This is a genomic window from Gimesia alba, assembly GCF_007744675.1.
Lineage (GTDB): Bacteria > Planctomycetota > Planctomycetia > Planctomycetales > Planctomycetaceae > Gimesia > Gimesia alba.
The window spans coordinates 663,804-681,111 of sequence record NZ_CP036269.1 but is presented as its reverse complement, the minus strand read 5'-3'; the positions used below and the strand labels follow the sequence as shown (position 1 = coordinate 681,111).

Genomic DNA, 17,308 nt, shown 5'->3' with positions numbered 1-17,308 from the left:
GGAACAACGTCACACTCCAGCGGCGATCAATTCACTTCAAAATCGAGTAGCAACCTTGAACACACACGAACACGAATCGGCCCCGGACAGGCTCGGCGAATATCTGATCGGAAAAAAAATTGGCGCCGGTGGTATGGGATCAGTCTACCTCGCCACCAATGTCCATACCGATCAAGTGGTTGCCATCAAAATTCTGCCTAGTTCGCTTGCACGGGAAGCCGGTTTTGTCGAACGCTTTCATCGTGAAATCGAAGCCCTGAAAAAAATGCACAATCCCTATGTGATTGAATTTTATGACAGCGGCGTCGAAAACGACATCTACTATTACGTCATGGAATACGTGGATGGGGAAACGCTCACCAAACGACTTCGCCGCGATAAACGGATCGACTGGAAAACCGTGATCGAGATTTCCATTCAGATCTGCTCGGCACTCAAAGCAGCACACGACGCCGGCATTATTCATCGTGACTTGAAACCGTCCAATCTGATGCTCAAAGACGACGGCACGGTCAAACTGGCTGACTTTGGAGTCGCCCAGTTGTTCGCGACCGAAAAACTCACGGTGACTGGCGGAATTATCGGGACTGCCGAGTATATGTCTCCCGAACAGGCGGAAGGAAAGCGCGTCAGCCGACAGAGCGACCTGTATTCTCTGGGAGCCGTGATGTACGTCATGCTCACCGGCAAGCCTCCCTTCAGCGGCAAAACGATGCTGGCGATCATCCAGAAACAAAAATACGGTCAGTTCGATCGCCCCGGCAGATATGTCGACGACCTCCCGGTCTGGCTGGAAGAAATCGTCTGCCAGTTACTGGAAAAAGATCCTCAAAAACGCTTTCCCGATGCCTATGTACTCTCCCGCCGCCTGCAGGAAGTCTTGAACAAATACGAGATGTCAACTTCGGAGGACACCTACGCCCTCTCAGGAACAAGCGATGTTTCCGTGACTCCCACCGTTGTGCAATCCGCGTCCGACCAGGAAGCCGGTTCCGGTACTCTGATGCAGGGCTTAATGCGGGCACAACTCGAAGCAGACAGCACCGGCTCCAAACTGAGCCAGCTCTTTGACAACACGTTTTTTCTGCTGGGAATACTGGCGCTTCTGGTACTGGGTGGATACTTCTGGTTCCAGGAACGAGAGTTAACAAAGTATGAAATGTTCGAAAAGGCCCAACAGATTCTCAAACAGCCTGAAAATCCCGAATGGTATACTGCCCGCGATAAATACCTGCTGCCTCTCTTAGAATCACCGCCCACGGAGTTGGAAGAGAAGATAAAAAAGTCTTTAAATCAAATAAATACCTATGAACTGCGCTCCAAAGCAGGCATGACCGCCAGGCGCAGATTACGCAGCGGACAGGAAAATGAACCCCGACGATTCATTATGCTGGCACAACATTATCTGGAAGCAGGTAATTTGGTACAGGCGGAAATTATTCTGTCTGCTTTGGTCGATGCACTGCAGGGAGACACTGAGCGAAAGGAGATGCGCGATGTTGCCGAACTCATGCTCAACGCTTTAAGAGAGGACGCAACAAGAACAGCGCAGCGTTATGTGATGCTGACTCAGTCCATGTCGAATGCGGATACCTTGTTCAAGGAAAAGAAATACAAAGAAGCAGCCGACGTCTGGAAAGCGCTTATTGTATTATATGGTCAAGATCCCAATGAAGTGGCTCAAAAGCAGATCGACAAAGCGAAACGAAACCTTGCGAACCTGCCCGAACTGAATCAGGCAGAAGACGCTCCTACCGAAACTCAGAAAGCTGAACCAGAGAATGAATGATTCGATTAATCTGAAAAATTATATTCGTGAAATCCCCGACTTCCCCAAACCGGGAATTCTCTTCCGCGACATCACTCCTCTGCTTGCCGAACCGGCAGTCTTTCAAGAAGTCATCGATCGCCTGACAGACTATTACCGTGATAAACAAATCACGGCAGTCCTGGCAGCCGAAGCCCGTGGCTTCATCTTTGCAGCCCCGTTGGCGCTCGCGTTGGGCGCTCGGTTCATTCCAGTCCGCAAACCGGGGAAACTGCCGTTCGAAACGAAGGCCTTCCATTACGAACTGGAATACGGCACCGATTCGCTGGAAATGCACACTGATTCCATTCATTCCGATGATCGCGTGCTGATCGTGGATGACCTGCTGGCTACCGGCGGTACCATCTCCGCCTGTATCGAGCTGGCGAAACATTCGCATGCTGAAGTGGTCAGTTGCGCGTTTCTAATTGAACTCTCGTTCCTGAAAGGGCGCGAGAAAATGAATGGTTGTGACGTCTTTTCACTGATCGAATACGACTCAGAATAACAGCAACCTTAAGGAACCCAGATTGCAGACGGGCTTTCAGTATTCGTGCTATTGTCGATGCGCCGCGCTTTGATGCGTACATAGGGCGCAACAAACCGACCCCGGTGCCGAAAGTGTCCGACTGGCGCACTGGGGTCTGCACGCATCGGCTCACGTAAATCTTCAATTACAAATCCCTGGCGGCACAAACCGCCCACCAGTTGATCCCAGCGATGCAGGTATTCCGTCGCCCCTTCTTCCCGGTACGATCGATCGTCCGCTTTCGGTAACGCCCCCTGCTGATAATATTCCAGACCGATCACGTACTGATTCTGCTGATCGCGGCTGGTAATCTGCAAACTGGTCGGCGTCTTATGCTGGCTGATATAGAGCCCCCCCGGCCTGAGGACCCGCGCCACTTCACGATAAACGGCCTCCACATCCGGCACGTAACAGGTACTCACCGGCTGATGCACGATGTCAAACTGCGCATCACGCAACTCAGACAGATCATCCATCGAAGTTTCCACAATCCGCACACGCAAACCACGTCGGCGTGCTTCCTGTTCGTCCAACTGCAGCATCTTATTACTCAAGTCAACCACAGTGACCTGCGCTCCGGCAGACGCATACAGAATCGATTGCCAGCCGCCCCCCGATGCCAGGCACAGTACCTGCTTCCCTTCTACGGAAGCGGGTAACCAGCCGCGGGAATCCAATGTCTGTAAAGGAGCACGGCACTCGTCATCAGTCGCGACCTTGGTAAACTGGCTGCGAACCTCTGCCAACCGATTCCAGGCACTACGGTTGATGGGCAGGTGTGACATGGGGAACTCTCGCTAACAGGCCGTGCTTAAGATTCCTGAGCTTGCGTTTGACTCTGTGCATCCAGCAACGCACCTGCAAAGGTCACCAGATCCCCCTTGCCACGTGCCACGCGCTGCAATACATCCAGATGATCGGTCTTGCGGCACAGATCCGTAAACGAAAATGTATTCGGATCTTCAAACTGACTCAGATAGGTTTCCGCCAGTTCAATCGCCCGCTCGTTCTGATCCACACGTGTTAATAAATCGATCAACACATAGGCAATCATCTGCTTGTCTTCATCGTCCGGCTCTTGTTCGAGCTTCTTTTCGAAATAAGCGATTCCCAGATTCCGATCGCTGTCCTCTCCCGTCAGCGCTTTAAAGAAATGCTGATGGGCCGGATAAAAATCTTCGAACGGCGCTTCTCCCGGATACTGAAACTGCTCATCCAACTGGGAACCGTATTCACAAAGCTCGATGACTTTGGCAAGACTCGGGTCGTCATCGTTCAACAGTCGGGCAAACCGCACAACGGAATTCAAATGCGAAACGTCAATATGATAGGCGCCCCCTTCGAACATCCAGTCTCGGCCTGCCATCAACTCCCGCAGATTCTCAGTCGGCGGTGCCATCGGAACTTTTTGCTGAACCTGATACTGCAGTGACTGCACCAGATCGCTGTAAAGCTGATCGACCAGCAACCGTGCCACCTTCTGACGGCTTTCCGGCTTGAGCTGCGCATTCATCTGATCAAACACGGTAATCGTATTACAGATGCCATTCACCTGCAGCATAATCTCAAACCCTTTTTCCGGGTTCGCGCCTTCATACACGCAGACCTGAATCAGTTCTTCGACCTTGCCTTCAGGAATCGTCCGCGGATTGATCTTGTTCAATGCCTCGGCTACCAGCTCCGGTTCTTGAATTGTCTGGAAATAGAGCCAGGCATCGGAATAGAGTTTTTCATCGAGAAACAGGCTGCCGACCTTACGGGCCGCATCGATATACGCATGCTCAAACTCTTTTTTCTGTTCCTCGGGAACCGGATCAAACGAGGTCGGCTGCAGCAACTCAACACCCAGTGCCTGTTTCTTTTTCATCAGCAAGGCATCAAACAGACGATGGTAATTCTTCTGTTCAGTCAATGTTTCAATCAACCGATCCAGCACGGCTTCCGGTGATTGCTGCTGTAACTCTTCCAGGGTTGTAAAGATATCTTCAGACATAATGCTTCTCTTATTTCTGGTCGCTTCAGTTTGACTGGCCTCTGCCAACAAGTGGCTCGCTTCGGATTCCCCCGATTGAATTCCATTGTAAGAATTCTCGAAGTCCCTGAGTACCCTGCCAATCCAGAAAGAGAAGATTCACTCTATTTCGCAGAATCTACTGTCTTATCAGACCTGGAATGAAATGTCGCCCAAAATGGTCCGCACGCTCGTTGGCGTACTCGCCAGATATTGATCACCTGTCTATTCCGGATTCATGGGCCACTACTCCACAAACAGCAAAGGCATCAGATCGCCGTCCGTATCAAACCGCCCGATTACCGATTCGTAATTCGTATGGTGCCCCAGCACGGCCCGCGCTTGCGCTCCCTTTTTCAAGCTGCGATAAACCAACAACTGATGTTTTCCAATTCGCAAACGATGCCCGGAGGCTTCATCTCGGGCGGAAATATTGCCCCCCTCACTCACGGTCAGACTCGCCCAGTCTGCCGGTTTGCGTTTTAATCCCGGCTCCCAGTCAATGATCAGCGGTGCATACAAGCCATTGGCGCCGGAAACTTGTTGCTGCAATACGAGTTGACTCTGATCATTCAACGTCAGGCTGCCCGGTTGAAAGAAATCCCGCTCCTGTGGCAGACCAATTGGAAACACACGTGCTGACAACCCTTTTGTCTTAAGCACCATCTCGTGAGTTTCGTCATCCAATGTACCCGTCATTCCCGGTGCTACAGGAATCACAGACCGATATTCCAGATTGGCGGTTTCGGTTCCCATCACAATATCAGACAGAAATACAAAATGCTGATTGCGGGGCAGTAAAATCTGGCGTTCCAGCGTGTATCCCGATTCCAGATTCATTTGCAGTTCCAGATAGTCTGCATCTTCATCCGAATTCCAGCAGACCGAACTCCAATCGCCGTCTCCGGTAATTTCCTTGCCATCCACGGTCAATGAAAAGTCCCAGGCCCCTCCAAACAAGGCTTTGCCTATCGCCGACAGACTCAACACCGGCAACTCATCATTCCAGGTGACCGCCAGCAGATTCGCCGCATCCGACCAGTAATTTCGCATCAATGCCAGAGCAGACCAGTCCGACTGACTCGAAGCATAGTCCTCTGCTTGAATCAAGAAACTCTTACGCTTTTTCTTATCAACGGACAACGAATTCAAATACATTCTCTCGGCACTTCTGCCGGGAAGCTCTGCAAAGTAAGCCGCTAATGTCAGCAGGCCAAGATGCGCCACGGAATGCGTCGGACACACTGCGATCTTACCGGAAACGTCACAGGCAGCCGCCAGCTTCTCAACCGAAAATTGAAATCGTTCCAATGCCTCTTTATCCCAGACCGGCTTTTTCCAGACCTGGCCTGTGAAGAGAGAACGCGTCAACGTTGCCAGCCAGAAATCGATTCGAGGCAGATAATCCGCATGCGGAGTGCCGTCGTTATCAGTTCGATCAAAAAAGCAGTCACGCAGATTTTGCTGGCCCAGTTGACGAAAGTGTTTCGCTCCTGAAATTTCCGAGAACAGAAAACTGAGACGCCAAGGCAACTCGCCGGAAATCAGAATCACCTGATCTTCCGGTGTCTCTGAAAAATCGGTCTCTTCCAGATTAAAACAAAGTGAGGCAGCGGCAAACAGACACTGACGCCACATGCTTATCAGCGCTGCAGGCGCTAAACGAGAACCCACATTTTCCAATAGCTCGGTTAACAGTAGCAACTCGTAAGGTCGCAGAGGTTCGGAAGTGGTCACCTGATCCAGCCAGCCACGTAGCAGACGACTGACTTCATCCCAACTCAATTCAGGTGTCTTTTTTCGCTTTCCACTTTTTGATGTTTTTTTATTCTTGCCAGGCAACTCCTGGACGGACTTGATCAGTTTGATTAAATCCGATGCACGGCACGTTTCGTCATCCGTCTCTTCTGACCACAGCGAAGCCCACATCATCTCTGCTGCATGTTTGACCTGCTTCTTTTGTTTCGCCGTTTCTTTCAGTCGCGCACACAGGCCTTTCGTGAACCGATTCAGATCGCCCGCCTGGGCCCCCTTCATCAGATCTCCGGACGGTTTCGATTTCCATTGAATCGCCTGCAGAAATTCTTCATCCGATAAGGAAACGATCTGTTGGGGTACTGACTGACCAAATTCGATTGACACTGTTTCTTCCATTTTTATGTATTCCCAACAACCCGAAAGATTTTCGCTCAGAACACCCTTCCAGGATCGATTTCTAGAACGACAATTGAAATACCGGTCAGCAGAGCCCGGTGAGACACCACCAATTTGCGCCAACTGGAGACTATAGGGTAACGGTATTTCTTGCGAAATCAATTGATCCAGCACCCATTCAGCATCACACGAGAAACATGTGACTGGGAATTTAACAAAAGATCACTGCCGGAAAGCCCCTCAGCATGGTCTGGCAACTGAATCAGAGCCAAATCAGCCCGTTTTCCCACCGTCACCGAACCGATCTCTTCTGACAGTTCCAAGGCACGTGCTCCCGCTAAGGTGCCGCATTCCAGAATCAGATCGGTAGAAACACCCGGAAATGACGAACGTAGAAAGAGTAACTCAGTCCAGAGACTCAAGTCCGGATTGGACGCCCGGCTGTCCGTCCCCAGCGCCACATTGATGCCCTGCCCGATCAGAGTCAGCCACGGATGAGGGGGATGCCCGAAATAATGGTGTGTCCGCGGACAATAGACGACCGTAATCTGCGGAGCCTGCTTCAAAAACTCCAGTTCCTCGGCTCCGAAATAATTTCCATGCACGGCCAGAGCCGATGTGAGCTCAGCCAGCGGTACCAGATAATCATACAGCCGCATTCCCTGTTTCAGGATGCCTGGATCCCAAAGCCCCAGCTCGGTCAATAAATCAACAAACGGCCCTTCTTGATGTTCCAGCAGATCCAATTCCGCCTGTGTCTCAGCCAGATGGACGGCCGCCGGCGCTCCCTGGTCGCGGGCCTGCTGAATCAGATTCAGATATAAATCGGGATGCACACTGTAAGGCGCATGCGGACTCAGCCCGAGTCGCAAACGGTCATACGCGTCCCCGGATGTCTGCTGTTCTAAATATTCAGCCGCCATTTGTTCCTGACCGGCAATTCGCTCAGCCGAGAACCCAAGGCACTCTCGAAATACCACCGCACGTGGCGCCGGCGCAGTCTGCTCCAGTTGATGGACACTTTCGACACTCGTTGCAATCTCTCCCAGACAGGTTGTGCCCGCCGCTAAACTTTCTGTCATTCCCTGTTGAATGCTCTGTTCCACAGGCACAGTCGACTCAAACCGCGACTTCATGATCGACCGAATCCAGTCGGTGAACGGAGTTGTTGGCCCCAGCGGTTGTGTAAGATGACTGAATTCGAGGTGCGTATGCGCATTTACCAGACCGGGAATCAAAGCGGTATTGCCCAGGTCAATCGCCCGAGGGTGATCGCCGGCATACACGGCAGAGATCCGGGAACCTTCGACTTCAACGACAGCGCCTTCCAGCGGTGGTCCATCGACGGGAAAAACCCAGCCTGCTTTTAAGATCTGACGTTCCAAAATTCTGCTTTGATCAAAACGGAAGTAGGGTGCAAGAGAATAAACAACCGCGGCATTATACCAGACCGACGGTTATTTGGTATCTGTCAGGCGGCGGTCGAATGAGGAAGAACTCAGGGATTCAGAAGGTAGTGAATCCTGGTCGCTTTGTGTTTTCGACTGCAACACCGTCCAACGTAACAAGGCGACTCCCACGATGGCACAAATCAGCAATAAAGGCCACGAATACCGCAAACCTTCCGGTCCCATCGTGACAAAATGCTGTAAGCCATTCTCGGGTACCCAACTCTCAGGAATGCGTTCGCGCAACACGGACAGGGAGTTATAGATAAAGTGAAAGATCACTCCCGGCAACAGGCTGCGACTATAAACGGCAATCATTCCCAGCGCCAGCCCCAGCAATGTGGCGTTAAACACCTGCTGAGGAATCATATGCATTGCACCAAAGGTCACACTCGACAGAATAATCGCCAGCCACGCCCGGCCCCGACGACCAAACCCACTCAAGATAAAACCGCGAAACGCTAATTCTTCGCAAACCGCTGGCGCGAATGCAAATGCCAGTAAGATCAACCAGATCGGCTGGTTCGGATCGGACATACTTTTCAGAACCGCCACGGTTCCTTCAGGCAGAGACGGGAAAAACCAGTCCAGACTCACCGCCAGTTCAAGTGACAGTGGATGTAACGCGAACGGCAGAATGAAACCGACGGCCAAAAACCCGAGACTCGGAAAATAGAGCCGGAATGTTTTTCGCATACTGGTCGTCAGCATGATCCCCATCATTAATGCAGGGGTCGCAATGATCGCCAGTTGTTGAATCATCAATAACTGCATCATCCGTAACGGACGCTCGGCATCAGTCGCCATCCGAATCGCATCGCCCATCGTATTCATCACGCCAAACTGTAATAACATGATGAGCACAAAACAGAAACCGGCTTCCGCAAAGCTGGGTAGCGCATCCTTGGTCCGCATCAGATGTTTGAGCCACAACCCCACTTCAAACCGTTCCGCTTCACGGAACAGCACATCTTCACGCTGAAATTGATCGATGGCCCACCACAGCGCCAACAAACTGTAGCCCACGCTCGTCACCAGAACTGGAATCGCATACACATAAAGAATTCCCGCATTCACGGATGAAAGCAGCATCCCCTTCAATAACAGCGCCACACCCACCACGGGCATCAAACTGTAAAACGCATTGATCTCCACAGCCGGAGAAAGACAGAACACGGTTAACCCCAGTGTCACCATCAATAACGGCGTAAGGTAATACTGTCCCTCTTTACTACTACGGGCAAAAGTCGCCAGCGCCAGACAGAGGGCACTAAATAATGCCGACAGCGGAATCAACAGCAACACAATCCAGAACAACGCGGAAAAGGACGGGAAGGAGAGATCGCCAATCTTGGAAAGCGCCCCCGCTCCCGCCACATTGACCATATGCCGCCCGGTAAAGCCCATGCTGGCCAGATTCAACAGCGCCGTCGAAACGCTGAAAATCATGACCGTCAAAAATTTGCCTAACACAATTTCAGTTCGTTTCGCGGGTGAGATCAGTAAGGTCTCCATCGTGCCCCGCTCTTTTTCGCCGGCTCCCAGGTCGATCGCCGGATAAAAAGCGCCAGTGGCTGCCATAATAATCAACAGCGCCGGAAAGAGCTTACTCCAGAGATTGGCCGCCAGTTGGTCATCCTGGGCTAAATCGATGGCATCCGGATTGATGGGCGTCGGCAACGATTCCGGAAGATTCGCCCGGCTCAATCGATCGCGCAGAATTGCTTTCTCCCAGGCCCGCATCACTTCTTCCACGCGGCGATAGGCAATCATCGATTTTTCGTCGGCACTGTTTTCCAGAATCAGAGGCCGCAACGAATCTGCCGGGTCAAAGTCAATCGGTTCATGCCGCGCCAGTTTCGCACTGACCTGCTCAATTTCTTTAGACAGTCCCTTGGGAATCAGGATCAGCACCTGAATCTGGCTCTCTGCAAACAGCTTACTCAGCCGCGCATTCGTCTCTGTGATTTCCCGCGCTAACTGGTTTTCCTGCTGCAGATCTTCCTGATCTTCAATCTCATCCCACTGACTCAGCAGTTCCTGATGTTTCTTCAGAACCACTTCCAGTGCCCGCGCCTGCTTCAGCAGTTTCTCTCGGTTCTCATCCTCCGCCGAGTCACCTTCCGCATCGCTATCTGTAATGACGCGCAACTTCTCTGCGTCGGCCGGCATCGTGAACCAGTTGGAAACAAATCGGTCTCCTTCCAGTAACTGTGGATGCTTCGGCAAATCCTTGGCGCCCAGCACGACCACATTGCGTGGCTGTTCGGAAAACAGCACCGTCATCTGCACCATGCCGATACCCATGGCCGGGTACAGCAGCAGCGGAAGAATCGCCACCATGAACAGCGTACGCCGATCGCGCATCTGATCACGCAGTTCACGCAGTAAAATAAGTTTGATATTCTTCCACTGTATCATCTGATTTATTGGGCCTTCATCGCCAGCTGGTCTTCATGCTCTTGGATTAAACTGAAAAACAATTCTTCCATATCGGACTCGTGATATTGTTCTTCCAGTTCCGGGATACTGCCGATCGCCAGAATTTTTCCTTTATAGATGACTGCCACGCGGTCGCATAACTTTTCGACTTCCCGCATAATGTGAGTGGAAAAGATAATGCACTTCCCTTCCTCACGCAGCGCTTCAATGGTTTTTAAAACCGCACGCGCGACCAGAACATCCAGCCCGGACGTCGGTTCATCAAATATCAGAACCGGCGGATCATGAATGATAGTTCGGGCAATCGAAACTTTCTGTTTCATCCCGGTCGACATCTTTGAACCGAGCATGTCTCGAATGTCATTCATCTGCAGCGTCGTAAAGATACGATCCAGCCGCTCCTGCAGTTCGGTTTCTTCAATGTCATACAGACGACCGAAATACTCCACCATTTCCCAGGCGGTCATTCGATCATAGATGCCGGTATTACAGGACATGAAGCCGATATGGGTTCGCACATCCTGTGGCTGGGTCATCACATCGTATCCGGCGACCGTCGCCACGCCACCGGTCGGCTGTAAGACAGTGCTCAACATGCGAAGGCACGTCGTTTTTCCGGCACCATTGGGTCCCAGTAACCCAAATATCTCGCCGGCTTCAACATCAAAACTCACGGAATCGAGCGCAACAATACTGCCACGACGCAAATCATCGAAACTCTTGCTAAGTTGCTCGACGTGAATCATATCCGTCCATCATCCCTAATGCCCGCGGTAGTCAGAGGATCAGTTTCACACTGTCACACTGAATTGAGAGGCTTACTTATATGTTATTATTACTAGCAAGCATAGCCTATCACGGCGAATCGGCTCTTTTCAGACGTGACTCTGGCCGATTTTCTCTCAGTTGAGTACCGGCAGAGGAACGCGACCTGATCCCTTGGCAGGACCATTAGAATCAGGATCATCAATATATTCATAAAAGACATTCCGTTGCCGCGGAATATATCCCGATTCGGTAATACAACGCCGAATGGTCTCAACCGTCAGATGATGCGTGGTTCCCGCCTGTGATACGACGTTCTCTTCGATCATCAGGCTGCCCATGTCATTCGCACCGAAAAACAGCGCCATCTGGCCCGTTTTTTCACCCTGCGTCACCCAGGAAGACTGGATATTTTTGAAGTTGTCCAGATACAGCCGGCTGACCGCCTGTGTTTTCAAATACTCAAACGCCCCCGCAGGAGGCACATAATCCATATCCGTATGGTCCGGTTGCAGTGTCCAGCAAATGAACGCAGAAAAGCCGCCCGTCTCATCCTGAAGATCGCGCAAACGATCCAGATGCTCAACCCGTTCGGCCAGTGTTTCAATGTGACCAAACATCATCGTGGCACTCGAAATCCCGCCCAGCTCGTGCCAGACTCGATTCACCTCCAGCCACTCCTCTGTCAGCGCTTTGCCGCGCGTAATCTCTTTCCGCACGCGATCCACGAGAATCTCACCCCCGCCTCCCGGCAGACTTCCCAGACCGGCTGCTTTGAGTCGTTCCAGCACTTCCCTTAACGACAGCTTGTTGACTTTGGTGAAGTGATGTAGTTCCGGCGGGCTGAAGCCATGCACATTCACCGTCGGATAGCGTTCCCGCAGATCGCGGAGCAAGTCTTCGTACCACTCCAGCTTCAACGTCGGATGCAGGCCTCCCTGCAGCAGAATCTGATCGCCGCCCAGTTCGATTGTCTCTTCAATCTTCTGATACAACTGCTCGGGCTTGAGCACATAGACATCCGGGTCTTTGGGGTTTCGATAGAAGGCACAAAAATCACAGACCGCAGTACACGAATTGGAATAGTTAATATTCCGGTCGATGTTATAGGTCCGATAAGGCTCCGGATGCAGACGTTTCGTGACTTCGTTGGCGGCTTTGCCTAAAGCCACCAGATCGTGAGACTCCATTAATTTGAGTCCCTCTTCTCGATTCAGACGCTCGCCGGCGACCGCTTTATCCAGCAGAGATGCAATTTCGGAAGACAAGAGGAACCCCCTCGGGAGCCAGTCCCGTTTTAATGGCTAATTCTTGAAACAGACGTAACCCGCAACATTCAGCAGGTCCCAGATAAAAACTCAGATTATTCTTCAGGTAACTCTCGGCCACCGCCACGTCAATGCCCAGCTTCGGTGCTTCCCGTCGCGCGATTTCATCCAACATCGCAACACCTTTGTCGCGGGCGCGGCACAATGCCGTATCCAGATTTCCCGTCTCCTGATCCCGCCGCACGGCCCACATCGCAAAGACAAACGGCAGCCCCGTCCAGCGCAACCATTCTTCGCCCAGATCCCAGGTCGCAACAAATTTGGTTTCCGGAGTATGAATCGCACGATCGCCGATCAATAAAATCGCATCCGCTTCCGTCGCTTCGATGGTCTGCTCAATCGGCAGGGGCTCCACTTCCGGGAACACGCCATATTGCTCAGCCAGCATGATCCGCACCAGCGTCGCACTCGTCCGCGATCCCATATCGAGCGCCAACCGTTTGATCTCCCCCAGGGGAACGCGGCTATACATCTTCACACTCAACACCGGCCCCTGCGTGGCCACACAGGCATTCGAAATCACTTCATAATCGGGATTCCGGATGACCTCAATTGAGGGAACCAACCCGACATCAATCCGCCCCGCTGCCAGATCATCGGCCAACAGGCTGGGATAATCTAACATCAGTTCAGCATTGTCAGCCAGATCTTCCAGATCTTCAATCAAAGGCTTCGAGTTGAGATAGGAGACCGCCCCCACACGGATGGGAGGCGGAATCAAGTCAGACATTATCGTTTGGCTTTCATTTCCAGTTGCAGTATCCGACTTATTATAGCCAGCAGTCTTCATCTCGCAATCAGCTTATAATATGGTGAAAACAGCGCCAGAACGCACTCTGATGCACATTCTGACCGTTGGTGTTACAATTCGTTAATTAATGCGACCTACAATATGATATTCTAGCAGTTTATGCCCCCACTATCAGGGACTATCTACCCGAAAATTCAAGGACGGTTGAAATTCGGGGGTATAATTCAGGCTGAAAAACCATCTACAGGCATCAGAAAGCAGAATCAGCATGTCAGATCATAAAAACGTGAAAGTTGGCTTCATCGGCGCTGGCCGGATGGCGACCGCACTCGGCGCCGGTCTGATCTCATCTGGATTTACGAAACCAGACCATGTCTCCGCCAGTGATACCTACGATGCAGCCCGAGAAACCTTCACCCGGGAAACAGGCGCTCAGGCGGTTGAATCAAATCTGGCCGTGGTCGAGCAATCCGAAATTATCGTTCTCTCGGTGAAACCACAACACGTCTCCGAAGTACTGGAGGAAATCAAGGGAACGCTTACCGACCAGCAACTGCTGGTATCGATCGCAGCCGGCTGCCCATTGTCACTGTTTGTCGAAAAACTGGGTAAGACAAAACGATTAATCCGCGTGATGCCCAACACTCCCTGTCTGGTCAAACAGGGTGCCTCCGCTTTCGCACGCGGCGGTCAGGCATCGGAAACCGACGCCAGTCTCGTCGAGTCGCTCCTGTCGACCGTCGGAACTGCCGTGGAAGTTCCCGAATCCCAACTAGACGCCGTCACCGGCCTATCAGGCAGCGGCCCCGCTTACATCTATCAGATTATCGAAGCTCTCAGCGATGGCGGCGTTCGCATGGGACTTCCCCGACATATCGCCACACAACTGGCTGCCCAGACTGTCAAAGGTGCAGCCGAAATGGTACTCGAAACCGGTGAACATCCCGGCGCACTCAAAGACGCCGTCACCAGCCCCGGAGGCACCACCATCGCCGGCATCCATGCCTTAGAAGCCGGCGGACTGAGAAACAGCCTGATCAACGCCGTTTCCGCTGCCACCAATCGCTCGATCGAACTTGGCAAACAATCCTGATCTCAAGGTCCTGTTGTTCGCGACGGCCCCCGGGTTCTTTTTAGCAGCCCGTTCGTTAATTATATTAACGAACTTGTTTTCCCTGCTGCTTTTTCTCAGAATGAAAAGAACCTGCATTCCAGATCCCACCTGAAAACAACGGGAGTTCCATCTATGATCAACCAACGATTGAGTCGTTTTTGTGTATTCTGCTGCCTGCTTGCCCTCTCCCTCACAACAGCGACGGCAGCCGAACCCGATCTGAAGACTTTGCTCGCAAAACCGATCCTAGAAAAAGATCAACCTTGGAAAGAGGTGCAGGCATTCATCGCTCCCAAGGTTCCCGGCATGCCCGAAGTCAGCAGTGTGGCCGAATGGGAAAAAACGATCGCCCGTATTCGCAAGGATGTCTTGAACAAAGTCGTCTACCGTGGCGAAGCCGCCAAATGGCGGGATTCCAAACCGAATGTTGTCTGGCTCGAAACCATTGCCGGCGGCCCCGAATACAAAATCCAGAAACTCCGATTAGAAGCTCTCCCCGGTCTCTGGGTGCCCGCTCTGCTCTATATTCCGAACGAGCTCTCCGGCAAAGTGCCCGTGGTCATGAACGTCAACGGCCATGATCGCAAAGACGGCAAAGCGGCTGACTACAAACAGGTCCGCTGCATCAATCAGGCAAAGCGGGGCATGCTCGCACTCAACGTCGAATGGCTGGGCATGGGTCAGCTCGGCACTCCTGGCTTTACGCATTACAAAATGAATCAGCTCGACTTGTGCGGTACCAGTGGACTCGCGCCTCACTACCTTTCCATGAAACGCGGACTCAACGTATTACTGTCGCACCCCAACGCCGATCCGAATCGGGTGGCGGTCGCCGGACTGTCAGGCGGTGGCTGGCAGACCATCTTCATCAGTTCGCTCGATGAACGCGTCACGCTTTCTAACCCGGTCGCCGGCTATTCGAGCTTCCTGACACGCGTGTATCACACCAAAGACCTCGGCGATTCCGAACAGACACCCAATGACCTCGCCCTCTATGCCGACTACACACACCTGACCGCGATGCGGGCTCCCCGTCCGACTCTGCTCACTAATAACTCCAAAGACAACTGCTGCTTCGAATCGGGATATGCCCAGCCACCACTGCTCAAAGCGGCGTTCCCGATTTATCAACTCTACGATAAAGAAGACAACCTGCAGAAACATGTGAACGACGACCCCGGCACGCATAACTTCCTTAAAGACAATCGCGAAGCCCTGTACCGCATGCTCTCGGCCCATTTTTCCGATCCGGGCAAACCGCTGCCGGTGAAAGAAATCGAGTGCGACGCGGAACTCAAGTCGTTCGACGAACTCAAAGTTGAACTCCCTGCGAATAACGCCGACTTCCACAGTCTGGCGTTGAAACTCAGTCAGAATCTGCCACGCCCTGCTAAGAAATCCTCTCCCAAAAAACAACGGGAGTCGCTCAAGAAAATCGTGCATTCCTCACCAGCAAAAGTCACCGGAGCTGAAGTCGGCCAGAAAAAAGAAGACAATACCACCATCACATTCTGGAAATTGAACGTCAACAAAGACTGGACCGTTCCCGCCGTCCAGTTTTCACGCAAGCCTGCGAAATCGACGACGATCGTCATCGCTGACGCCGGCCGCCAGAGTCTGGCGGCAACCGTCGAACAGCTGCTCTCGCAGGGAGAAAATGTACTCGCCGTCGATCCGTTTTATTTTGGCGAATCAAAAATCAGCCAGCGCGATTTTCTCTACGGCCTGCTGGTTGCTGCCGTCGGAGAACGACCGCTGGGCATCCAGGCCGATCAGCTCACCGGCATCGCAGAATGGCTAAAGCAAGACCAGGGACAATCGACTGTTCAAATTCAGTCAGCAGGTCCCCGTAGCAGTCTCATCACCCTCGTTGCAGCAGCAATCAAGCCCGAGGCGATCAACGGCGTCAGTCTCCAGAACTCCTACGGCTCACTCAAAGAGATCCTCGAAGAAGACAAAGCGGTCAACCAGGCCCCCGAACTGTTCTGCTTCGGACTGCTCAAGGAATTCGACATCAAAGATCTCGTCGCACTGGCAGGATCGGAAAAAGTGACGTTCATCGAACCCAGCGAGCGTGTGAAGCGCGAACTCTCTCACGTCACCGTCAAAAAAGACGTCAGCTATCTGGGTGAGGGGCGCACGGAAAAACTGGATCTGTACTTGCCCGATCCGAAATTTCAGAAAGGCCCTTACCCTGCCGTCGTCATCATTCATGGCGGCGGTTGGCATGGTGGCGACAAAGGAGCCCGCCGCGAAATCAACATCGGCACCAATCTCGCCAAAGCAGGTTACGTCTGTGCCAGCATCAACTATCGGCTGGCTAAGAAACAATCGAAGTTCACTGACAATCTGAAGCAGGTCTGGCCCGGCCATCTGCAGGACTGCAAAACCGCCGTCCGCTATTTGCGAAAACATGCCGACCAATATCAGGTCGACGCCAAACACATCGGCGCCATCGGCGGTTCCGCCGGTGGCCACCTGGTCGCCATGCTGGCCGTCACCGGCGATGATCCAAAGCTCGAACCCAACGCGCAGTACGCCGACTTCTCCTCGCGCATTCAGGCCGTCGTCCCCATGTATGGTGCGCATGATCTGACCACACTCGCGAAATCACGCGATATGCTCTCATCCTTCACAGAGGCAGAAAAAGAACTCAGTCGTCAGGCGTCCGCGGTGAACTACATCACCAAAGATGATCCCCCGTTCCTCATTCTGCATGGCACCAAAGACGCGCTGGTTCCCGTAGAACAATCCGAACTCCTGGCAGTCGCTCTGAAAGAGGGGAATATCCCCACTGAATTACTGATCATCGAGGGCGCTCCTCACAGCTTCCACCTGCAGCCAAAACAGCAGGACCTCAGACCTACCGTGATCGGTTTCTTCGATCGCCACCTGAAACCCTGATCTCACAAGCCCTCCTGGAGTTGACACCAGGTCAGACTCTGTTAAAATAAAACAA

Annotated in this window: 12 protein-coding genes; 4 read left to right on the top strand and 8 right to left on the bottom strand. The window is 52.4% G+C overall.

From position 1 onward, the window contains the following. The first annotated feature begins 55 nt into the window (after positions 1-55). Positions 56-1,789 (top strand): serine/threonine protein kinase, encoded by a 1,734-nt coding sequence (locus Pan241w_RS02565; protein ID WP_145210523.1) that lies wholly within the window; start codon positions 56-58, stop codon positions 1,787-1,789. Then, positions 1,782-2,315: an adenine phosphoribosyltransferase gene (locus tag Pan241w_RS02560; RefSeq protein ID WP_145210520.1), complete on the top strand. Its 534-nt coding sequence runs from the start codon at positions 1,782-1,784 to the stop codon at positions 2,313-2,315. The genes Pan241w_RS02565 and Pan241w_RS02560 overlap by 8 nt, the downstream gene beginning before the upstream one ends. An 8-nt stretch (positions 2,316-2,323) precedes the next feature. On the opposite strand, the gene Pan241w_RS02555 is transcribed toward Pan241w_RS02560, so the two are convergent. The 8 genes from Pan241w_RS02555 to Pan241w_RS02520 form a co-directional block, all read right to left on the bottom strand. Then, positions 2,324-3,121, bottom strand: coding sequence for a class I SAM-dependent methyltransferase (locus Pan241w_RS02555; protein ID WP_145210517.1), 798 nt, complete (start codon positions 3,119-3,121; stop codon positions 2,324-2,326). 26 nt (positions 3,122-3,147) lie between these two features. Beyond that, a complete protein-coding gene (locus Pan241w_RS02550; RefSeq protein ID WP_145210514.1) occupies positions 3,148-4,329 on the bottom strand; it encodes a hypothetical protein in 1,182 nt (393 codons plus the stop codon). 264 nt (positions 4,330-4,593) lie between these two features. Then, positions 4,594-6,489: a hypothetical protein gene (locus Pan241w_RS02545; RefSeq protein WP_145210511.1), complete on the bottom strand. Its 1,896-nt coding sequence runs from the start codon at positions 6,487-6,489 to the stop codon at positions 4,594-4,596. Between the two features lie 170 nt (positions 6,490-6,659). Continuing rightward, on the bottom strand, positions 6,660-7,886 hold the full coding sequence (locus Pan241w_RS02540; protein WP_198000287.1) for an amidohydrolase family protein: 1,227 nt from the start codon (positions 7,884-7,886) through the stop codon (positions 6,660-6,662). Between the two features lie 72 nt (positions 7,887-7,958). Continuing rightward, positions 7,959-10,370 carry an ABC transporter permease subunit/CPBP intramembrane protease gene (locus Pan241w_RS02535; RefSeq protein WP_145210505.1) on the bottom strand — a complete coding sequence of 804 codons (2,412 nt, stop codon included), beginning with the start codon at positions 10,368-10,370 and terminating at the stop codon, positions 7,959-7,961. A gap of 5 nt (positions 10,371-10,375) precedes the next feature. Beyond that, on the bottom strand, positions 10,376-11,137 hold the full coding sequence (locus tag Pan241w_RS02530; protein ID WP_145210503.1) for an ATP-binding cassette domain-containing protein: 762 nt from the start codon (positions 11,135-11,137) through the stop codon (positions 10,376-10,378). 156 nt (positions 11,138-11,293) lie between these two features. Continuing rightward, positions 11,294-12,424 carry a cyclic dehypoxanthinyl futalosine synthase gene (gene mqnC, locus Pan241w_RS02525; protein WP_145210501.1) on the bottom strand — a complete coding sequence of 377 codons (1,131 nt, stop codon included), beginning with the start codon at positions 12,422-12,424 and terminating at the stop codon, positions 11,294-11,296. Beyond that, on the bottom strand, positions 12,393-13,214 hold the full coding sequence (locus Pan241w_RS02520; protein ID WP_232107334.1) for a menaquinone biosynthetic enzyme MqnA/MqnD family protein: 822 nt from the start codon (positions 13,212-13,214) through the stop codon (positions 12,393-12,395). Before Pan241w_RS02520 ends, mqnC begins: the two co-directional genes overlap by 32 nt. A 289-nt stretch (positions 13,215-13,503) precedes the next feature. Here Pan241w_RS02520 and proC point away from each other — a divergent pair, with 289 nt between their 5' ends. Beyond that, complete coding sequence (gene proC / locus Pan241w_RS02515; RefSeq protein ID WP_198000286.1) at positions 13,504-14,328, top strand: pyrroline-5-carboxylate reductase; 825 nt, start codon at positions 13,504-13,506, stop codon at positions 14,326-14,328. 153 nt (positions 14,329-14,481) lie between these two features. Then, complete coding sequence (locus Pan241w_RS02510; RefSeq protein WP_145210491.1) at positions 14,482-17,253, top strand: prolyl oligopeptidase family serine peptidase; 2,772 nt, start codon at positions 14,482-14,484, stop codon at positions 17,251-17,253. The last annotated feature ends 55 nt before the right edge of the window (positions 17,254-17,308 follow it).